The following is a 20,055-nucleotide window of genomic DNA, read 5'->3' on the forward strand; positions in this document are numbered from 1 at the left end:
GAGGCTACGCTCGCCCGCATGCGATTCACGGTGCGCGTGACCTCGGTGGGCGACGGCTGGCGCGCCGACGTCGAAGGGCTCGACGACGCGAGCGTCCAGGTGCCCGAGTGGGCGCAGCTCGACGCGGCGGTCCGTGCCCTGGTGGGGACCTCACGGGGGCGTGGATCGAGGACGTCGAGCTCGACTGGACCGACGGCTGACGCCCGGACGTCGCGAGCCGCCGCGCCGATGGGGAAGGATGTTGCCGTGGATCCCCGTGAAGCTCGAGCCGGTCGCCGCACGGTGGTTCCCACCGCCGCCATGGCCCTCGCCGTGGCGCTCGTCGCCGGTCTCGCGGCATGTTCGCCCGAGCCGGTCGCCGTGCCTCCCGCGGCGCACACGGTCGAGGTGCGTGACCTGCACGAGCACACCCCGCTGCTGACGTCGCCCGATCCGGCCGCGCTGGCGGTCGCCGCGAGCAAGCTCGTGTTCGAGACGTCACCCGTCGTGGTGGTCGCCGGCCTCGGGGACGACGACGCCGCGGCGGCGCTGAGCGCCGTCACGACGGCGCTGCGCGCTCCCGCGCTGCTCGCCGACGGCTCCGACGACCGGGGGCTGCGCAGCGAGGCCGCACGGCTCGGGGCGCGTGCCGCCGTCATCGTCGAGGAGGACCCGGCCGAGGTCGCCGCCGAGACGGGGGCGGCCGTCGAGCCGTCGGCGACGGAGGCCGCGGTGCGTGCTGCGGGCCTGCGGGTGGTGCGCCTCGACCCCGACGCCGTCGTGCCTGGCGGGGCGGCCGACGGCGCCGGCGCGGCACCCGGGACCGAGGGCCCCGCGCTCGACCGGCGCCGGCTCGAGGACCTGCGCGCCGACCTTGGCAGCACGCTGGCCGACGCGGAGCCCGCCCTGCTGACCGAGGTTCTCGCGCTGGTCGATCCCGCGCCGGGCCAGGAGGCGGCGCTCGCCACGCTGCGCGCGGCGGGTGCGGTGACGCGCGACGTTCCCGGCGGTGACCCGGGAGCGTCGGGGGAGACGGTCCGCCTGCTCAGCGACGCGCAGGCGCTGACGGTCGTGGGCGTGGGCCCCGGCTTCGCGGATCCCGCGACGTTCGCGTGGCAGGTTGCGGCCGCCGAGGGCGGGCAGCTCCTGCCCAACGGGAGCCAGCGCGTGCTGCCCGCGAGGTTCGACGCCGTGAGCGCGCGCGTCACCGACCCTCCCGAACGCGCGCTCGTCTCGACCGACGACGCCTCGCCCGACGACGCCTCGACGGGCACCGCCTCGACGGGCACCGCCTCGACGGGCACCGCCTCGACAGCGGATCCTGACGCCCCTCGCGTCCCTGCGCTCGTGCTGCGCTCGGCGACCCGCCTGTGGGACGCCGGGCCCGACCGCACGTATCTGCGCTCCGAGACTGTCGAGTCGCTCACCCCGATGGTCGATGCTGCGCGACGCGCCGGCCGCTACGTCGTGCTCAACCTCGAGGGCGGCAGCATCGCCCTCCTCGACCAGGTGCGGGTGCTGGAGCCCCTGATCGCAGAGGGTGGGGTGGGCGTGTTCGTCCACCCCGAGCAGCGGCGCTCGGGTGCGGGGATCGTGCGCGGCGGCAGCGTCGACGTGGCCGAGCTCCAGGCCGTGGTCGACTACCTCGCCGCCGTCGTCACCCAGCACGGCCTGCCGCAGGTGCTGCTCGCCGTCGGCTCGCTCGACTCGGCCGTGCACGGTTCCGCGTCCCTGGTCGCACGGCCTCAGGTCGCCGTCGTCGACGGCCGCGTCCTGGGAGTCGCGCGATGAGCGCGCTCGGGCTGGTCCCGTGGCCGACGGAGGTCGAGCCTCGCGGCGGCGAGCTCGACCTGTCCGCCGTGCTCGTCGTCTCGGCCGACCCGCTCCGCTGGACGCCGCTGGCCGGCGAGCTGTTCACGCCCCTGGGCGTGGCCGTGACGGGCGCCGGCCCTGACGCGCTCGCCGAGGGCGCCCCCGGCGTCGTCGTCGAGCTGCGGCGCGACGACGCCGCCCCGGGCGGCCCCGAGGGCTACGTGCTCGACGTGCGCGACGACGGCGTGACCGTCACCGCCGCGGAGGCGGCGGGGCTGCTGCACGGGATGCGCACGCTGCGCCAGCTCGTCACCGCACGGCGCACCGTGCCGACGGTCGTCGTGCGTGACTCCCCGCGGTACGCGTGGCGGGGCCTGACGCTCGACGTCGCACGGCACTGGTTCGGGCCTGCGGTGCTGCGCCGCGTCGTCGACCTCGCGGGCACCTACAAGCTGCGCGTGCTGCACCTGCACCTCACCGACGACCAGGGGTGGCGGCTCGAGGTTCCCTCGCACCCCGAGCTGACGCAGCGCTCGGGGCACACCCAGGTGGGCGGCGCGGTGCCCGACGGCGAGCGTGGCTGGCTCACGGTCGAGGAGTTCCGCGACCTGCAGGACTACGCCGCGGCCCGGTTCGTCGAGATCATCCCCGAGATCGACGTGCCGGGGCACACCAACGCCGCCCTGCACGCGTGCGGCGACCTCAACCCCGACGGCGCCCCGACCCCGGCGTACGGCGGGATCGAGGTCGGGTTCTCCCGGCTGTGGGCCGGCAACCCCGCGACCGAGCCGTGGGTGCGCGACGTGCTGGGCGACGTCGCCGCCATGACCGCTGGACGCTTCGTCCACATCGGCGGGGACGAAGCCCTGACCCTCGCCGCCGACGAGTACGCACGGCTCGTCGCGCTCGCCGTCGACGCGGTGCGCGCGGCCGGCAAGACGCCCCTGGCGTGGCAGGAGGCCGCCGTCGCGGCACCCGGCGTGACGTTGCAGTACTGGGACCCGCGCGCCGACGCCGCCCCCTTCCCGCGCGCGGCCGCTGCCGGGTCCCGGTTCGTGCTCTCGCCCGCCTCGCACGCCTACCTCGACCTCAAGTACGACGCCGGCCACCCCATCGGGCAGGACTGGATGGGGTTCGTCGACGTGCGCGACGCCTACGACTGGGAGCCTGCGACCGCCGTGCCGGGGCTGCCGGCCGACGCCGTCGAGGGCGTGGCCGCGGCGCTGTGGACCGAGACGGTCGTGACACCCGACGACGTCTTCTCGATGCTGCTGCCGCGGCTGCCCGCGCTCGCGGAGGTGGCGTGGACGGCACCGGGCGGGCGCGACTGGGCGTCGTTCCGCGAGCGCGTCGCACGGCACGCCCGGGTGTGGGACGCCGAGGGGTGGGCGTGGCACCCGACGCGGCAGGTGGCCTGGCCGGGAGCGGCCGAGGACGCGTGACGGCGCGTCGCCGGCCAGCAGCGTCTCGCCGCCACCCTCGGCGAACCGCAGGCCTCGGCAGCGCCGCCTGCCCCGGGCAGGGGCACGCCAGGGGCGTCCTGGCGGCGTGACCGACGGCTCGCGCTACACCCAGGACCGCAGCCGGATGAGGTTGCGCCAGTAGTCGAACGGCACCTGCTGTGCCGTCCACAGCGGGTAGAACGCCGCCGAGACCACGCAGATCGCCACCACGACGGCCGCGATGACCGCCACGACCCGGCGACGTTCTCGCGCCCTGCCCTCGGTGTGCTCCAGGGCGACGACGCCGACGTAGACCAGCGTGAGCACCACGAACGGCGTGAACGCGATGGTGTAGAAGGTGAACATCGTGCGCTGGGTCTGCAGGTAGGTGACCACCCAGGGCACCCAGCCCGCCACCGTGCCCGACAGCACGGCCAGCGCCCGCCAGTCGCGGCGCGTCGCGCCGAGCACGACGACGGCGACGATCGCGAGCGCCGCGAGCCACCACAGCAACGGGTTGCCGAGCGAGGTGATCGCCGAGGTGCAGCTGGGCGCGACGTCGCAGCCACCCGATCCGGTGTCGCTGGGCTGCCAGTAGAACGACGTCGGCCGCCACTGGATGATCCAGCCGAGCGGGTTGGACTTGTAGTGGTGGTCGGAGACGAGCGTGGTGTGGAACGTCCACATCTGCTGGTGGTAGTGGACGAGCGAGCGCAGCGCCTCGGGCAGCCATGTGACGCCCTGGCCGGGGTTCTGTGCGGCCCACTGCCGCAGGTAGGCGCCCGGGGTCGCGAACCACGACCACCAGGTCGCCACGTAGACGAGCGCGGCCGTCGGCACCAGGGCGAGGAACGCGGGCACGCCGTCGGCGATGATCGCGTCCTCCCACCAGCGGCGGATCCCGGCCGCGCGGCGCGCGGACAGATCCCACAGCACCGTCAGGACGCCGAACACCGCCACGAAGTAGATGCCGGACCACTTGACCCCGCAGGCCAGCCCGAGCGAGACGCCGGCGGCCAGCCGCCACCAGCGGACGCCGAGGCGTGGCCCGTACCGCAGGTGTGCCGCCGGTGCCGCGTCGACGATCGCGGCCACCCGCTCGGCCAGCCGTCGCCGGGCCCATTCGCGGTCCATCAGCAGGCAGCCGAACGCGACCAGCACGAAGAACATGAGGAACTGGTCGAGCAGCGCGACGCGGGAGTGCACGATCGACGTGCCGTCGACCGCCATCAGCAGGCCCGCGACCAGCCCCATCGCCGTCGACGAGAACAGGCGCCGCGCGATCCGGATCACCAGCAGCACGGCAAGGATGCCGACGACGGCGTTCGCGAGCCGCCAGGCTGCCGAGCTGGTCGCGCCCCCGCCCAGCTCCATGCCCAGCGCGATCAGCCACTTGCCGACCTGTGGGTGTACGACGTACGCCGCCTGGTCGAGGAAGGTCTCCACGTGCCCGGCCTCGAACGCCGGGTTCGGGTCCGCGGGCCACTGCGCCTCGAAGCCCAGGCGCCACAGCGTGAACGCGTCCTTGACGTAGTACGTCTCGTCGAAGACCAGGCTGTGCGGCCGGCCCAGGTGGACCAGCCTGGTGACGGCCGCGAGCACCAGGATCGCGCCCGTGCCCAGCCAGCCGTACAGCCGGTCACGCGGTGAGGTACCGAGCGCGAGCCGCCGCCGTCCCAGGAGGGTGCGCAGCAGCCGGTCGCGGGTCGACAGGGTCTCGCCCGGCGACGCCGACGCCGACGTCGCCGGGAACAGGGTGTCGGCCGCGTCGAGGTCGTCCGGGCCACCGAGGTCACCGAGGTCACCGAGGCCGTCAGGGTCGTCGACGTCGCCCGGGGTCGCGCGAACCTGCGCCCCGGCCAGGGGCGACTCGGCCGTGCTCGCTGCCGGTTCGCCGGGGTCGGACCCGGCGGGAGCTTCCTGAGGCTCGGTCACGGTGGGCATCGTAGGGGCAGCGGGTGGGAGCGCGGTGGCGACCGGCGGGTCAGCCATGCGGTGCGGCGTGCGATGGTTGACCGCATGACGTCACCACCAGGCGACGCGGCCCGTGAGGCCGGGTCGCTCGTGCTCGCCGCCACCCCCATCGGCAACGCCGAGGACGCCTCGCCGCGCCTGCGCCGCCTGCTCGCCACCGCCGACGTCGTCGCCGCCGAGGACACCCGGCGCCTGCACGCGCTCGCCGAGCGGCTCGGGGTGAGCGTCGGGGGCCGTGTCGTGTCCTACTACGAGCACAACGAGGCGGCACGCGCCGACGAGCTGCTCGACGTCGTCGACGGCGGCGGCACCGTCGTCGTCGTGACGGACGCGGGCATGCCGGCGGTCTCCGACCCCGGGTTCCGTGTCGTGGCGCGCGCCGTCGAGCGGGGGTGCGCGTGACCGCCGCGCCCGGGCCGTCCGCGGTGCTGACCGCGCTCGCGCTGTCGGGGCTGCCGACCGACCGGTTCACGTTCGAAGGGTTCGCGCCCCGCAAGCCGGGGGAGCGGGCGAAGGCGTTCGCGGCGCTCGCGGCCGAGCCGCGCACGATGGTGTTCTTCGAGGCACCGCACCGCATCGCGGCGACGCTCGAGGCGATGGCCGCGGCCTTCGGGGAGGGGCGCCCGGCCGCCGTGTGCCGCGAGCTGACCAAGACCTTCGAGGAGGTGCTGCGCGGCGACCTGGGTGCTCTCGCCGCGCAGGTCGCCGCCCGAGGCGACGACGGCGGGCCGGGGCTGCGCGGCGAGATCTGCGTCGTCGTCGGCGGGGCGCCGGCCGCGGCGACGCCGTCGCTGGACGACCTCGTCGCGGAGGTCCTCGCGCGCGTGGCCGGAGGGGAACGGCTCAAGGAGGCGGCCACGGACGTGGCGGCGTCGGCGGGCGTGAGCCGCCGCGACGTCTACAACGCCGCCCTCGCGGCGCGGTAGCGCGCGAGAGCGCGGGTCAGAGGGAGGCGGACGCGAGCAGGGCGACGCCCGCGGCGGTCAGCTCCTCGCGAGCCTGGGCTCCCTGCTCGGGGGTCACCGGGATCGTCAGGTCGGTCAGCACGCGCGTCGGCCAGCCCAGCCGGGCCGCGTCGAGGGCCGTGCGCTTGACGCAGTGCGACTCGACCAGCCCGACCACGTCGACCGCCTCGGCACCGGCCTCGCGCAGCACCGCCTCGAGCGGGCGGCCCGCCGGGTCGACGCCCTCGAAGCCCGAGTAGCCGTGCGCGTACTGGCCCTTCTTGACCGACGCGTCAGGTGCGAGGTCCGCCAGCGCCGGGTGCAGCGCCGCGTTCGGCGTGCCGGCGACGCCGTGCGGCGGCCAGGAGTCGACGAAGTCGGGGTGGTCGCTGAAGTGCGGGCCCGGGTCGATGTGCCAGTCCTGCGTGGTGACGACGACGGCGTACCGGTCGCGGTGCGCGCGCACGTACGCGGCGACGTCGGCGGCCACCTTGTCGCCGCCCTCGACGGCGAGCTCGCCGCCCTCGCAGAACGTCGGCTGGACGTCGACGACGATCAGGGCGCGGCGCGGGGTCTCGGTCATGGCGACCAGCCTGTCACCGTTCGGTCAAGGGCCGCACGGCGGCCACGATCCTGTCGTCGACGACGTCGTACACCAGCGTGCCCACCCACACGATGACGGTCGCCAGCACCCACGTGAGCAGGTTGTCGATGCGGAACCCGGAGCGCGGCGAGAGCCACGAGGTGACGACGAGCGACGCGAGCACGGTCACGAGGCCCGTGACCCACGTGTAGCGGTGCACGTGCGCGGAGAGCCAGCGCGTGATGAGCGGACGCAGCAGCGTGATCGACAGCGTGAACAGCGCCCACGCGAACACCGCCCACAGGAACCCGATGTGCAGGCCGGGCAGCACGAGCGCGGCCACCGTCAGCGTGACGCCGTAGGCGACCGCGGCGACGACGAAGCTCAGGACCCGCGCGTTCATGTGCCCTCCAGGCGACCCCTCGGCCGGCGCCGCCGTGGTCGCGGTGCGCCGCGAGGCGACACGCCCGCCGCCCCCTGCCAGGATGGGCGCATGTGCCGACGACGGCGAGCGGGAGCGAGGCATCACCCCGACCGGATCGGTGCGGCGGCGCTCGCGGTCGGCCTGCTGGCGCTGGGCGCGGCCTGCGACCCGGGCGAGCCCGGCGTGCCGTCCCCGGGCCCGGCGGCGTCCGTGACGCCCGAGCCGCCGCGACAGCCCGCGACGGCGCAGGCGACGACGGTCGCGACGGGCCTCGACGCCCCCTGGGGCCTGGCCCTGCTGCCCGACGGCAGGCTCCTGGTCACGTTGCGGGACTCGGCCGCTCTCGCCGTCGTCGATCCCGGCGACGGCACGGTCACGGCGGTCGGCGGGCCCGGCGCCGAGCAGCTGCGGCGGGAGACGGCGCCGGGAGGCGAGGGGGGACTGCTCGGCGTCGCCGTGGAGCCGCGCGCGGTCGCGAGCGCCGTCCCGGCGGCTCCCGTGCCCGCTGCGACAGACCCGGGCGTGACAGACCCGGGCGTGACGGACCCGGGCGCGCCCGCCCCGCTCACCGTCTTCCTCTACCGCACCGGCACGGACGACAACGCCGTCGTGCGCGGCCTGCTCACCCTGCCCCGCGCGGTGCCGCGACGCCGCGCGGCCCGGCGCTGGGCGAGCTCACCACGGTGCTCGGCGGCATCGCCAAGGCCGCCAACCACGACGGCGGGCGCCTCGCGTTCGGCCCGGACGGCTACCTGTACGTGACCACGGGTGACGCCGGGGACCGGCCGTCCGCGCAGGACCGCGCGTCGCTCAACGGCAAGATCCTGCGTGTCACGCGCGACGGCACGCCGGCCCCGGGCAACCCGTTCGACGGCTCGCCCGTGTGGAGCCTGGGGCATCGCAACGTGCAGGGTCTCGGCTGGGACTCCTCCGGGCGCATGTTCGCCAGCGAGTTCGGGCAGGACACGTGGGACGAGCTCAACGAGATCGTCCGGGGCGGCAACTACGGCTGGCCCGAGGTCGAGGGCGCCGGGCAGGGCACGCCCGACGCGGTGCCCGGTGGCGGCCCCGTCGTGGTCGACGGGTTCGTGCAGCCGCTCGTCGTGTGGCCCACGAGCGATGCCTCGCCGTCGGGGCTGGCCGTCACGGACGAGGCGGTCTACCTCGCGGCGCTGCGCGGCCAGCGGCTGTGGCGCGTGCCGTGGGCGCCGCCGTCGGCGTCGGTGGCGGCCACGGCGGGCGGTCCCCGCACGCTCGGCGAGCCGCAGGCGCTGCTGACCGGCGAGGGCCGGCTGCGCGCCGTCGTCGCCGACCGGGACGGGTCGCTGTGGGTGCTGACCAACAACACCGACGGGCGCGGCACCCCGGGACCGGACGACGACAGGCTGCTCCACGTGCGGGTCGCCGGCGGCTGACGGGCCGCGCTCGGCGTCGGTCGTACCCAACTACGATGGCGCCATGCCCGCCGCTGCGAAGCCGTTCTATCTCACCACCCCGATCTACTACGTCAACGACGCCCCGCACATCGGGCACGCGTACACGACGGTCGCGGCCGACGTCATCACGCGGTGGCACCGGCAGCGGCAGGAGGACGTCTGGCTGCTGACGGGCACGGACGAGCACGGCGAGAAGGTGCTGCGCACGGCCGAGGCGAACGGCGTGTCCCCGCAGGAGTGGGCCGACCGGCTGGTGGAGACGGCGTGGCAGCCGGTGCTCACGACGCTCGACGTCGTCAACGACGACTTCATCCGCACCACGCAGCCCCGGCACGAGTCGGCGGTGCAGGCGTTCCTGAAGGACCTGCACGACAAGGGCGAGATCTACGAGGGCTCCTACGAGGGCCCGTACTGCGTGGGTTGCGAGGAGTACAAGCTTCCCGGCGACCTGGTCGACGGCACGGGTGAGTTCGAGGGGCAGAAGGTGTGCCCCATCCACCTCAAGCCCGTGGAGATGCTCGCCGAGCAGAACTACTTCTTCCGCATGAGCGCGTACGCCGACCGCCTGCTGGCGCTGTACGAGGAGCACCCGGAGTTCGTGCAGCCGGCGTCGGCGCGCAACGAGGTGATCGGGTTCGTCAAGCAGGGCCTGCAGGACCTGTCGATCTCGCGGTCCACGTTCGACTGGGGCGTGCCCATCCCGTGGGACGACAAGCACGTGCTGTACGTGTGGTTCGACGCGCTGCTCAACTACGCGACGGCGGTGGGCTTCGGGTCGGACGACGACGCGCAGCGCGCCCGCTTCGAGGAGCTGTGGCCCGCGAACGTCCACCTCGTGGGCAAGGACATCCTGCGGTTCCACGCCGTGATCTGGCCGGCCATGCTCATGGCCGCGGGTCTGCCGCTGCCGGGGCAGGTGTTCGCGCACGGCTGGCTGCTGGTGGGCGGCGAGAAGATGAGCAAGTCCCGTCTGACGGGCATCGCCCCGAGCGACATCATCGACACGTTCGGCTCCGACGCGTTCCGCTACTACTTCATGCGGACCATCGCGTTCGGCGGCGACGGCTCGTTCTCGTGGGAGGACATGGTCGCGCGCTACAACGGCGAGCTGGCCAACGGCTTCGGCAACCTGGCCTCGCGGGTCGCGGCGATGGTCGGCAAGTACTTCGGGGGTGCGCTGCCCACGCCGGGCGCGCGCACCGACCTGGAGACCGACCTCGAGGCCGTCGCCGCCAAGGCCGTCGCCGACGCCGAGGCCGCGATCGACAGGCTGGCGATCCATGACGCGCTCGCCGCCGTGTGGACGCTGGTCGACGCCGCGAACCTCTACGTCACCGAGACGCAGCCGTGGAAGGTCGCCAAGGAGCCGGGCGAGACCGACGCCGACGGGCGCGGCGTCGACGGCGGGCGGCTCGCGACGTCGCTGGTCACGGCCGCGGAGGCCCTGCGGTCGCTGGCGGTGCTGCTGCACCCGGTGACCCCGAAGGCGGCGTCGGCGCTGTGGGACGCGCTGGGCGCGCGCGCGGTGCTGGGCCCGATCGAGGCGCAGCCGGTCGCGTCGGCGGCGGCGTTCGGCGTGCTGCCCGCGGGCACCGTGGTGACCAAGGGTGCGGCGCTGTTCCCGCGCCTCGAGGAGAGCTGACGGCGGGATCGGAGTCTCATGGCCCGCACGCGTGAGCGGGGGTTCCCCGCGGACCCTGCGCCCCTGCCCGTCCCGGTCGCCGACAACCACACGCACCTGGAGTCGATCGCCCACGTGCTGCCCGACGGCGTCCCGGTGCCCACCGTGGCCGAGCACGTCGCGCGCGCGGCGGCCGCCGGCGTCGACCGCATGGTGCAGGTGGGGTGCGACCTGCCCTCGGCGCGGTGGACGGACGCGCTGCTGCGCGGCCTCCTCCCGGAGGCCCCCGACGTGAGCGCCCTGCTCGGCGCGATCGCCATCCACCCCAACGAGGCGGTGCTGCACGCCGACGCGCACGACGTCGGCCCCGACGGGCAGCAGTACGAGCGCGCGCCGCACCACCTCGTGCCGCTCGACGAGGCGATCGCGGAGATCGCCGACCTGGCACGCGCGAACCCGCGCGTGCGCGCGATCGGCGAGACGGGGCTCGACCTGTTCCGCACCGGCCCGCGCGGTGCGGCCGTCCAGCGGGAGAGCTTCCGGGCGCACGTCGCACTGGCCAAGGAGCTGGGCTTGGCGCTGCAGATCCACGACCGGGACGCGCACGCGCAGGTCGTCGACGTGCTGCTGGCCGACGGCGCCCCCGAGCGCACGGTGTTCCACTGCTTCTCGGGCGACGTCGACCTGGCCCGCGTGTGCGCCGAGCACGGCTGGTACCTGAGCGTCGCGGGGCCGGTCACGTACAAGGCGAACGCGCACCTGCGCGAGGCGGTCCGCGTGGCGCCGATCGATCTGCTGCTGGCCGAGACCGATGCGCCGTACCTCACACCGCACCCCTTCCGGGGGCAGCCCAACGCGCCCTTCGCGGTCGCGCACACCGTGCGCTTTCTCGCTGACGTGCTCGAACGCCCGCTGGAGCGGGTGTGCGACGCGATCTCGGCGAACACCGGCGTGGTGTACGGGCCCTGGTGAGCGCAGGCTGCGAACGGTACGGTCTGGGTTCCGTGAGGACCAGGTCGCGATCGAGGCACGCGGACCACGCGGAGCCGTCGCCCGCGCATCTCGCGCTGCCCTCCGGCCGGCGCCGCGCCTCGGGTCCGGCGCGTCCGGCCGCCCACCGCGAGACGCACCCCGCCGGGCGCACGCGACGCGCGCTGCACGCCCTGGTCGTCGTCGGTCTCGTCGCGGGGTTCTTCGGCCTGGAGTCGGCGCACAAGACGGTCACGATCGACGACGACGGGCGCGTGCGCCGCGTGTCGGCGTACGGCCGCACCGTCGACGACGTGCTGCGATTCCAGGGCGTGGCCGTGCATCGGGGCGACGAGGTGACCCCGGCGCTGCGCGCGAACGCGCAGGACGGGAGCACGATCGTGGTCCGCTCGGCACGCCAGGTGACGCTCGAGGTCGACGGCAGCTCGCGCACGTTCGTGACGACGGCGCTGACCGTCGGGGACCTCATCGCGGCGCTCGGGGCACGCGGCGACGGCGCCGTGGCGACCGCGTCGCGGTCGCAGCCGCTGGGCCGCGAGCCGGTGCGTGTCTCGACGCTCAAGACGGTCACCGTGGCCGTGGACGGCTCGGTGCTGCCGATCCGCACCGCGAAGTCGACGGTGCGTGACGTGCTCGCCGACGCGGGCATCACGCTCGGCGACGGCGACGCGACGTCGGTGCCGCTCGGTGCGGCGGCCGCCGACGGGATGCTCGTGGTCGTCTCACGCGAGTCGACCGGTGCCGACACGCTCACCGAGGTGCTGCCGTTCGAGACCCAGACGGTCGAGGAGCCGGCGCTGCCGCAGGGCTACCGGCACGTGCGCACGGCGGGCCGCGCGGGCGAGGCCGTGACGACGTACGCGACGCGTTCGCTCGGCGGGGCGGAGGTCGAGCGCACCGTCGTCGCGCGGACCGTGACGCGCGAGCCGCGCACCGAGGTCGTCGTCGTCGGCACGCTGGACCCCGCGACGGTGAAGGTGACGCCGGGGTCGGCCCGCGAGACGGCGCAGGCGTTGCTCGCCGAGCGGGGGTGGGGTGCCGACCAGTTCGTGTGCCTCGACAAGCTCTGGTCCAAGGAGTCGGGCTGGCGGGTGGACGCCGAGAACGTGTCGTCAGGGGCGTACGGCATCCCGCAGGCGCTGCCCGGGTCGAAGATGGCGTCGGCGGGCGCCGACTGGCGCACCAACCCGGCCACGCAGATCACCTGGGGACTGGGTTACATCGCGGGCCGTTACGGCACCCCGTGCGGGGCGTGGAACCACTCGATCGAGTCCGGCTGGTACTGACGGCAGCTGTCGCGCACCGGACGGAGCGCGCCCGGGGACCGTTCAGCGTGGACCGCTCGCCTTGGGCCGACGGCGTCGGTGTGCCTACCGTCGATGCTTTCCGTGCCCGCCGCGCCCCCGACCGACCGGGGCGCCGACGTCAGGATCCGCGTGACCGCGAACCCCGGCCATCCATTCTCCGCCTCCCCCTCGCAGACGCCTGAGCCCGGCCTCGACACCGTCGAGATCCCCGTGAGCGCCGTCGACGCCCTCGATGAGACGCCCGCGTGCCCGCGCCCCGCGACGCGCTCGGTCGCCCGTGTGCGCCGTCGTCGTCGCCGGCGCCTGGGCGTCGTGGCCGGGGTGACGGCGGTGGCGCTGACCGCGGGCGGGCTCGTGTTCGCCGAGGCCCGCAAGACCGTCACGCTCGACGTCGACGGCGAGGTGTCGACGCTCACCACGTTCGCCGGGTCGGTCGAGGGGCTGTTGCGCGCCGAGGGCGTCGAGCTCGGTGAGCACGACGCCGTGGCGCCCGCTGCTGGCGCGCGTCTGCGCGAGGGCGCCGAGGTCGTGGTGCGGATCGGCCGTCAGGTGACGCTCGAGGTCGACGGCGTGCCCGCGCAGGTGTGGGTCGCGGCGCTCGACGCGGGCGACGCGCTCGCCCGGCTCGCGAGCCGTGGGGGTGACGTGCGTCTGGTCGCCTCGCGTTCGGGCGGCCGTGCCGAGGTGCCGCTGCGCCTCGACGCCGGGTACGGCGACGTCGCGCTCGTCGCCGACGGCGAGACGCACGCGGTGCGCTACGACGGCGGTGGCCTCGACGGGCTGCTCGCCGCGGCGGGCCTCGAGGTCGACGACGACGACCTCGTCCAGGTGGTCGACCCCGCGCGGGTGGGTGTCGAGCGCGTCGGGAACGCGCCCGTCGCCGTCGTGGTGCGGCGCGTCGAGACGCGCGAGGTCGTCGAGACGACGCCGGTGCCGTTCGCCCGCGTCGAGCGGGACGACCCCGGCCGTTTCGCCGACCTGGGCCCGCGCGTGACGCGGGCGGGCGTGGAGGGAGAGGTCACGCGCGTGACGCGGGTGACGACGATCGACGGCGAGGTCGTCGCGGAGACGGTCGTGTCGGATGCGCGCACGCGTGAGCCGGTCGACGAGGTCGTGGCGGTGGGGACGCGCCGACGGCCGGCGCCCGCCCCGGTGCCCGCCGCGTCCGGGGCGGTCCCGGACAGCGTGTGGGTGGCGCTGGCGCAGTGCGAGTCGGGCGGTCGCCCGAACGCCGTCTCGGCGGGTGGACGGTTTCACGGTCTGTACCAGTTCTCGGTCGCGACCTGGCAGTCGGTGGGGGGCACGGGTCTGCCGTCCCAGGCCTCGCCGGCGGAGCAGCGCGCCCGTGCCGAGGCTCTTCAGGCGCGGTCGGGCTGGGGCAGTGGCCGGCGTGCTCGCGCCGTCTGGGCCTGCGCTGAGATCGATCTTCGACGGGTCAGATTCCGGACATCGCGGCCAGGAGGTCGGAAATCGGCGCCCGATGAGTTGGCGTCAGGTCACGAGCCGGTTACGGTCGCGGGAATGCTGTGTCCCAGCCCGCCCGGCCTCGACCCGGGCGGCACGACCGCGAGGAACCGTGTGACTGATCCGCAGAGACCCGACCTGACACCCGCCGACGACGTTCCCGGCCGCCCGAGCCGACGCCGTCGGCGCGTCATGATCGCCGCGGGCATCGCGACCGTCGCGTTCGCTGCCGGCGGCGCCGTCGGCGCCGTGGCCGACGCGCACAAGACCGTGACGCTCGACGTCGACGGGCACGTGACGCAGGTGACCACCTTCGCCGGATCCGTCGAAGGGCTGCTGCGCGGCGAGGGCGTGCGGGTCGGCGAGCGTGACGCCGTCACCCCCGCGACCGGCGCGCGGCTGCGCGACGGCGCGGACGTCGTCGTGCGGTACGGGCGTGAGGTGACGGTGCAGGCCGACGGGCGGCAGGCCACCACGTGGGTCACGGCGGTCGACGCCGACGACGCCCTGCGCCGCCTGCGCGACCGCGGCGGCGACGTGCGCCTGGTCGCGTCGCGTTCCGGAGACCGCCTCGCGCTGCCGCTGCGTCTCGCCGCGGACGGCGGGCCGGTCGCCGTCGTCGCCGACGGGCAGACCCGCGCGGTGCCGGACGGCGGTGAGGGTGTCGCGGCCGTGCTCGAGCGCGCGGGAGTGAGCGTCGACGCGGACGATCTGGTGAGCGTCGTCCCCGCGCACGACGTCGACGCCCAGGACCAGGCCGCGGTCGCGGTCTGGGTCCAGCGCGTCGAGACGACGGAGGTCTCCCAGGACACGCCCGTCCCGTTCCAGCGGGTCGAGCAGCAGGACTCGAAGCGTTACGCCGATCAGGCACCGAAGGTCGTGCAAGCGGGTGCGGACGGCGTGCTCACGCGCGTCGAGCGGGTCACGACGGTCGACGGCGAGGCCACCGAGCGCACGCTGGTCTCCCAGACGCAGACGCGTGCGCCGGTCGACGAGGTGGTCGCGGTCGGGACCAGGGAGCGACCCGCCCCCACGGCCCCGGTGGCTGCCCCCGCCGCAGGCACGGCACCCGCACCGGCGCCCGCTGCCGCGGTGACCGGTGACGTGTGGGCCGCGCTCGCGCAGTGCGAGTCGGGTGGGCGCGCGGACGCGGTCTCCGCGAACGGGCTCTATCACGGCCTGTACCAGTTCACGGTCTCGACGTGGCAGGCGGTGGGCGGCTCGGGCCTGCCCTCGCAGGCGTCGCCCGAGGAGCAGACGCAACGCGCGCAGGCGCTCCAGACGCGTTCCGGCTGGGGCCAGTGGCCCGCCTGCGCGCGCAAGCTCGGGCTTCTGTGAGGGCCCGCGCGGGCCCCGCGCGGCGCGTGGTGCACAGTCGGGTGACGCGTGGCGTTCGCCACGTTCGGCCCTCCCGGTTTGAGAATCCGATAACAACTCGGTTACGGTCGATTGTCTTGCATGCGAACGGGCATCCCCGGGTGTAGGCCGGCGGCGCTCCTGACGCCGAGCCCACACGCACGCAGACCGACCCGACTCTCGGGTCGCGACCGCCGGATCGGCCGGTCGAGACCGCACCGTGGCCCTGACCGGGGACACATGTGCGCCCTCACGGGCGTACGCCGCGGTGGCCCACAAGGCCCGTCGCTCGCCCGCCCGTGCCCGGAGAGCACGACGTCTGGACCTCCGTGAACACCACTGACCACGAGTCGACGGCAACGCCCACCGAACCGGCCGCCGACACCACCGCGACCACCACCGCGACCACCACCGACACCCCCGCCCGCCGTCGCAGCGCGCGCAGCCGCAGGCTGCCCCTCGTCGCGGGCCTCGTGACCGCCTCGCTCGCCGTCTCCGGCGGAGCCGTCGCCTATGCCGACGCCCACAAGAACGTCACCCTCGACGTCGACGGCCACCTCACCACGATCTCCACGTTCGCCGGCTCCGTGCAGGGCCTGCTCGACGCGCGCGGCGTGCGCGTCAACGAACGCGACCTCGTCAGCCCCGCCGCCGACCAGCCACTGACCGACGGTGCCGACGTCGTCGTGCGCTACGCCCGCGAGCTGACCATCCAGGCCGACGGGACGCAGACCACCACCTGGGTCACCGCGCTCGACGCCGGCGAGGCGCTCGCCGCGCTCGCCGCGCGCGGGAACGACGTCGCGCTCGTCGCCTCCCGTTCGGGCGAGCGAGCCAGCCTCGCGCTGCGTCTCGACGCCGACGGCCCCGTCGCGGTCGTCGCCGACGGCACGCCGACGGTCGTGCCCGAAGGCCGCAACGGCATCGACGCGGCGCTCGCCGCCGCCCACGTCACGCTCGGCGCGCAAGACACCGTGCGCGTCGTCGGCCTCGCGAACGCCGGCCTGAACGCGGCCGACCTCCAGACGGTCGCGGCGCGTGGCGCCGGCGTCGCCGTCGTCGTGCAGCGCGTCGTCACGCAGGACGTCACCACCGAGCACGCGGTGCCGTTCGAGACGCAGACCCAGGACGACGCCACGCTCTACCGTGACCAGACCAAGGTCGCCCAGCAGGGCCAGGACGGCGTGCGGACCGTCGTCGAGACCGTCGTGACGGTCGACGGCGCCGAGACCTCGCGCACCGTCAAGTCCGACGAGGTCACCACGCCGCCCGTCGCGAAGATCGTCGCGCAGGGCACCAAGGAACGGCCTCAGACCCCGCCGCCCGCCGCGGGCGCCGGTTCCACGGGTGCCGCCTCCGGGCCCGTCATGTCGGGTTCGCCGCGTGCCATCGGCCAGGAGCTCGCAGCCGCGCGCGGCTGGACGGGCGAGCAGTGGCAGTGCCTCGACTCGCTGTTCCAGAAGGAGTCGGGCTGGAACCCGTCGGCCGCCAACCCCTCCTCGGGGGCGTACGGCATCCCGCAGGCGCTGCCCGGGTCCAAGATGGGCTCGGTCGCGGCCGACTGGCGCACCAACCCCGCCACCCAGATCACCTGGGGCCTGGGCTACATCGCCGGCCGCTACGGGACGCCGTGCACGGCATGGGGCCACTCCCAGTCGACCGGCTGGTACTGAGCACCGCCCCGGCGAGCCCGCCGGGGACCCCTACTCGATAGGCTCACCTGCATGACGCAGCCCTCAAGCGCCCTGCTCGGTCCCGCGGAGATCCGCGACCTGGCAGGGCGCCTGGGCGTCCGCCCGACCAAGACGCTCGGCCAGAACTTCGTGCACGACGCCGGCACGGTCCGCAAGATCGTGCGCGCGGCAGGCCTGCGGCCCGGGCAGCGCGTCGTCGAGGTCGGCCCCGGCCTGGGGTCGCTGACGCTCGGGCTGCTCGAAGCCGGGGCGTCGGTCGTGGCCGTCGAGATCGACCCCGTGCTGGCCGGGCAGATCGAGGCCACCGTGCGGGCGCACCTGCCGGAGGCGTCCTTCGAGGTGGTGCTCGGCGACGCGCTCGACGTGACGGCGCTGCCGGGCGAGGCGCCGACGGCACTGGTCGCCAACCTGCCCTACAACGTCGCGGTGCCCGTGCTGCTGACCATGCTCGAACGGTTCCCGACGCTCGAGTCCGTCCTGGTCATGGTCCAGGCCGAGGTCGCCGACCGGATCGCGGCCGCACCCGGCTCGAAGATCTACGGCGTGCCCTCGGTCAAGGCCGCCTGGCACGCGCGCGCCTGGCGTTCGCTCACCGTGTCCCGCACCGTGTTCTGGCCGGTGCCCAACGTCGACTCGGCGCTGGTCGCGCTCGAGCGACGCGACCCGCCGCCGACGTCCGCGACGCGTGAACAGGTGTTCGCCGTCGTCGACGCCGCGTTCGCGCAGCGGCGCAAGACGCTCCGGGCCGCCCTGTCCGGCCTGTTCGGGTCCGGCCCCGCGGCCGAGGCGGCGTTGCGGGAGGCCGGCGTCGACCCGGGTGCCCGCGGCGAGACGCTCGACGTCGCACAGTTCGCACGCATCGCCGAGCGGTGGGCACGGCACGACGCGCTCGACGGTGTGCGGCCCGGCGCGCCCGCTGGCACGGTGGACGAGTGAACCGGCCCCGGGCGACGCCTCCGACGCGACTGACCGCAGCACCCCCGCCCACGGTGCGCGTGCGGGCGCCCGGCAAGGTCAACCTCTCGCTGCGCGTCGGACCGGTGCAGGACGACGGCTACCACCCGCTGGTCAGCGTGTTTCAGGCCGTCGCGCTGTTCGAGGAGGTCGCGGCCAGCCAGGTGCTGCCCGGTGCGGGCGTCTCCCTGACGGTCGACGGACCGCAGGCCCAGCTCGTCCCGACCGACTCGACCAACCTCGCGTGGCGTGCCGCGGTGCTGCTCGCCGAGCACGCGGGGATCGCGCCCGACGTCGCCCTGCGCGTGCGCAAGGGCGTGCCCGTGGCCGGGGGCATGGCGGGCGGGTCGGCCGACGCCGCGGCCGCGCTCGTGGCGTGCGACGCCCTCTGGGAGACGGGCCTGCCACGCACCGAGCTGATGGAACTGGCGTCGCGGCTCGGCTCCGACGTGCCGTTCTGCCTGCTCGGGCACACCGCCGTCGGGACGGGGCGCGGGCACCTGCTCACACCCGCGATGACGCGCGGCGAGTTCCACTGGGTGTTCGGCGCGTCCGAGCGGGGGCTGTCGACGCCTGCCGTGTTCGCGGCCTTCGACGACCTCACCCACGGCGCCGCGTCCCCCGTGGGCCTCGCGGACGACACCGCGCTCATGCAGGCGTTGCGCGCGGGCGACCCGACGGCGCTCGGCGCGGCGCTGCACAACGACCTCCAGGAGGCTGCGCTCTCCCTGCGCCCCGAGCTCGCCCGCACGCTCGAGATCGCGCACGAGACGGGCGCGCTGGGCGCGATCGTGTCGGGCTCGGGCCCCACGGTCGCGGCCCTCGCCCGCTCCCGCCAGCACGCCCTCGCGATCGCGGCCACGTGGACGGCGGAGGGCGCCGCCGACACGGTGTGGACCACGACGGGCCCGGCGCACGGAGCGCGCCACACCACCTGACGCGACCGCGGCGGGTGCCTAGCTCGCGCGGAGCCAGGCGAGCTGGGGGGCGAACCGGTAGGCCTGACCGCCCTCGTGGTCGTTGTACGGGTAGACGTCGATGCGCTTGCGCGGCGGTGCCGCCGCCGCGGCGCCCCAGGCGTTGTAGGCCGCGTAGACCGTCGACGGCGGGCACGTCACGTCCATGAGCGCCACCGAGAACAGGGCCGGCGCGGTCGCGTGCCGGGCGAGGTTGGCGCCGTCGAGGTAGGACAGCGTGCGCCACACGGTCGCCTCGGCGGCCGGGCCGCGACGCACCGACAGGTACTGGGTGATCTCGCCGTAGGGGCGTGAGTCGACGAGCCGCACGGCCCGGCGGAAGTGCGACAGGAACGGCACGTCGGGCATCGCGGCCGCGACGTCGTCGCCCGCCATCGCGAGCAGCGACGCGACGGCGACCGACCCGCCGCCGCCCTGGCTCACCCCCGTGACCGCGACCCGTGCCGGGTCGATGCCGGGGATCTGCCGGACGGCGTCGACGGCCCGCACGCCGTCGGTGTAGAAGCGGCGGTAGTAGTGGTCGTGCGGGTCGTCGATGCCCGCCGTCATGAAGCCGGCGACGCCGGCGCTGCGGCCCACCGGGTCGGGCGTCTCGCCGCCCGCGCCCCAGTGCCCGCCCTGCCCGCGCGTGTCCATGACCAGGTGCGCGACGCCCGCTGCCGCCCACCGCAGGTGCTCGTGCGGCAGCCCGCGCCCGCCGCCGTACCCGAGCATCTCGACGACGGCGGGCAGCGGCGCGTGCGCGGCCGGATCGTGCCGGGCGGGGCGCACGAGCCACGCCTTGACGGGGTGGCCGCCGAACCCCGCGAAGGTGACGTCGTCGACGACCACCTCGGTCAGGCCGGTCTCCACACGGACGACGACGGGGGCGTCGGCGGTCGCGCGCGCCTCGGCGACGGTCGCCGTCCAGAAGGGGACCAGGTCGTCGGGGCAGTCGACCGCGGGGGAGTACCGCTCAAGCTCGTCGAGCGGCAGGTCGTACTGGGCCATGGGCGTCCTCCCGGTGGTGCGTCGGCGCGATGCGGCACGACTGTATCGATTCGAGAGGCGGCCCGCCGTCACGCGACGTGGACGCGCCGCCGGGCGGGCAGGATGTGC

At 75.2% G+C, this 20,055-nt stretch carries 15 protein-coding genes and 1 pseudogene; 12 read left to right on the forward strand and 4 right to left on the reverse strand.

Features of this window, described 5'->3' with window-relative positions; translation table 11 throughout:
• Positions 1 to 18 precede the first annotated feature (18 nt).
• Complete coding sequence (locus tag ET495_RS17110; RefSeq protein WP_129205776.1) at positions 19 to 1,770, forward strand: hypothetical protein; 1,752 nt, start codon at positions 19 to 21, stop codon at positions 1,768 to 1,770.
• Positions 1,767 to 3,233: a family 20 glycosylhydrolase gene (locus tag ET495_RS17115; protein ID WP_129205777.1), complete on the forward strand. Its 1,467-nt coding sequence runs from the start codon at positions 1,767 to 1,769 to the stop codon at positions 3,231 to 3,233. Before ET495_RS17110 ends, ET495_RS17115 begins: the two co-directional genes overlap by 4 nt.
• Before the next feature lie 123 nt (positions 3,234 to 3,356).
• Here the strand turns inward: ET495_RS17115 and ET495_RS17120 are convergent, their stop codons facing one another.
• A complete protein-coding gene (locus tag ET495_RS17120; RefSeq protein WP_129206103.1) occupies positions 3,357 to 5,177 on the reverse strand; it encodes a dolichyl-phosphate-mannose--protein mannosyltransferase in 1,821 nt (606 codons plus the stop codon).
• A gap of 75 nt (positions 5,178 to 5,252) precedes the next feature.
• Here ET495_RS17120 and rsmI point away from each other — a divergent pair.
• Positions 5,253 to 6,133 (forward strand): annotated as a pseudogene (rsmI, locus tag ET495_RS17125) (16S rRNA (cytidine(1402)-2'-O)-methyltransferase).
• A 16-nt stretch (positions 6,134 to 6,149) separates the two neighbouring features.
• Here the strand turns inward: rsmI and ET495_RS17130 are convergent.
• The gene (locus ET495_RS17130; RefSeq protein WP_129205778.1) at positions 6,150 to 6,734 is read right to left on the reverse strand and encodes an isochorismatase family protein; all 585 of its coding nucleotides are present in this window, start codon (positions 6,732 to 6,734) and stop codon (positions 6,150 to 6,152) included.
• 13 nt (positions 6,735 to 6,747) lie between these two features.
• Complete coding sequence (locus ET495_RS17135; protein WP_129205779.1) at positions 6,748 to 7,137, reverse strand: hypothetical protein; 390 nt, start codon at positions 7,135 to 7,137, stop codon at positions 6,748 to 6,750.
• Between the two features lie 90 nt (positions 7,138 to 7,227).
• On the opposite strand from ET495_RS17135, the gene ET495_RS19805 reads away from it, so the two are divergent.
• The 9 genes from ET495_RS19805 (at position 7,228) to ET495_RS17180 (ending at position 18,918) form a co-directional block, all read left to right on the forward strand.
• Complete coding sequence (locus ET495_RS19805; RefSeq protein WP_170220629.1) at positions 7,228 to 7,920, forward strand: PQQ-dependent sugar dehydrogenase; 693 nt, start codon at positions 7,228 to 7,230, stop codon at positions 7,918 to 7,920.
• Complete coding sequence (locus tag ET495_RS19810; protein WP_425471166.1) at positions 7,842 to 8,573, forward strand: PQQ-dependent sugar dehydrogenase; 732 nt, start codon at positions 7,842 to 7,844, stop codon at positions 8,571 to 8,573. The genes ET495_RS19805 and ET495_RS19810 overlap by 79 nt, the downstream gene beginning before the upstream one ends.
• Before the next feature lie 43 nt (positions 8,574 to 8,616).
• Complete coding sequence (gene metG, locus ET495_RS17145) at positions 8,617 to 10,236, forward strand: methionine--tRNA ligase (RefSeq protein ID WP_129205780.1); 1,620 nt, start codon at positions 8,617 to 8,619, stop codon at positions 10,234 to 10,236.
• Positions 10,237 to 10,254: 18 nt separating this feature from the next.
• Positions 10,255 to 11,187: a TatD family hydrolase gene (locus ET495_RS17150; protein ID WP_129205781.1), complete on the forward strand. Its 933-nt coding sequence runs from the start codon at positions 10,255 to 10,257 to the stop codon at positions 11,185 to 11,187.
• A gap of 32 nt (positions 11,188 to 11,219) precedes the next feature.
• Complete coding sequence (locus tag ET495_RS17155; protein ID WP_245993181.1) at positions 11,220 to 12,491, forward strand: resuscitation-promoting factor; 1,272 nt, start codon at positions 11,220 to 11,222, stop codon at positions 12,489 to 12,491.
• Between the two features lie 150 nt (positions 12,492 to 12,641).
• The gene (locus ET495_RS19055; RefSeq protein ID WP_245993183.1) at positions 12,642 to 15,314 is read left to right on the forward strand and encodes a resuscitation-promoting factor; all 2,673 of its coding nucleotides are present in this window, start codon (positions 12,642 to 12,644) and stop codon (positions 15,312 to 15,314) included.
• 347 nt (positions 15,315 to 15,661) lie between these two features.
• Entirely contained in the window at positions 15,662 to 17,005 is a 1,344-nt protein-coding gene (locus ET495_RS17170; RefSeq protein WP_245993185.1) for a resuscitation-promoting factor, read from the forward strand.
• A gap of 51 nt (positions 17,006 to 17,056) precedes the next feature.
• Positions 17,057 to 17,962, forward strand: a complete 906-nt coding sequence (gene rsmA / locus ET495_RS17175; RefSeq protein WP_129205784.1) for a 16S rRNA (adenine(1518)-N(6)/adenine(1519)-N(6))-dimethyltransferase RsmA — start codon at positions 17,057 to 17,059, stop codon at positions 17,960 to 17,962.
• On the forward strand, positions 17,959 to 18,918 hold the full coding sequence (locus ET495_RS17180; RefSeq protein ID WP_129205785.1) for a 4-(cytidine 5'-diphospho)-2-C-methyl-D-erythritol kinase: 960 nt from the start codon (positions 17,959 to 17,961) through the stop codon (positions 18,916 to 18,918). Before rsmA ends, ET495_RS17180 begins: the two co-directional genes overlap by 4 nt.
• A gap of 18 nt (positions 18,919 to 18,936) precedes the next feature.
• On the opposite strand, the gene ET495_RS17185 is transcribed toward ET495_RS17180, so the two are convergent.
• On the reverse strand, positions 18,937 to 19,947 hold the full coding sequence (locus ET495_RS17185) for an acetylxylan esterase (protein ID WP_129205786.1): 1,011 nt from the start codon (positions 19,945 to 19,947) through the stop codon (positions 18,937 to 18,939).
• Positions 19,948 to 20,055 lie beyond the last annotated feature (108 nt).

Origin of the sequence: Xylanimonas allomyrinae (assembly GCF_004135345.1) — a bacterium.
Lineage (GTDB): Bacteria > Actinomycetota > Actinomycetes > Actinomycetales > Cellulomonadaceae > Xylanimonas > Xylanimonas allomyrinae.

Coding starts and splice junctions, on each gene's coding strand:
- ET495_RS17110 (WP_129205776.1), top strand. CDS start 19: ATGCGATTCACGGTGCGCGTGACCTCGGTGGGCGACGGCTGGCGCGCC.
- ET495_RS17115 (WP_129205777.1), top strand. CDS start 1,767: ATGAGCGCGCTCGGGCTGGTCCCGTGGCCGACGGAGGTCGAGCCTCGC.
- ET495_RS17120 (WP_129206103.1), bottom strand. CDS start 5,177: ATGCCCACCGTGACCGAGCCTCAGGAAGCTCCCGCCGGGTCCGACCCC.
- ET495_RS17130 (WP_129205778.1), bottom strand. CDS start 6,734: ATGACCGAGACCCCGCGCCGCGCCCTGATCGTCGTCGACGTCCAGCCG.
- ET495_RS17135 (WP_129205779.1), bottom strand. CDS start 7,137: ATGAACGCGCGGGTCCTGAGCTTCGTCGTCGCCGCGGTCGCCTACGGC.
- ET495_RS19805 (WP_170220629.1), top strand. CDS start 7,228: ATGTGCCGACGACGGCGAGCGGGAGCGAGGCATCACCCCGACCGGATC.
- metG (WP_129205780.1), top strand. CDS start 8,617: ATGCCCGCCGCTGCGAAGCCGTTCTATCTCACCACCCCGATCTACTAC.
- ET495_RS17150 (WP_129205781.1), top strand. CDS start 10,255: ATGGCCCGCACGCGTGAGCGGGGGTTCCCCGCGGACCCTGCGCCCCTG.
- rsmA (WP_129205784.1), top strand. CDS start 17,057: ATGACGCAGCCCTCAAGCGCCCTGCTCGGTCCCGCGGAGATCCGCGAC.
- ET495_RS17185 (WP_129205786.1), bottom strand. CDS start 19,947: ATGGCCCAGTACGACCTGCCGCTCGACGAGCTTGAGCGGTACTCCCCC.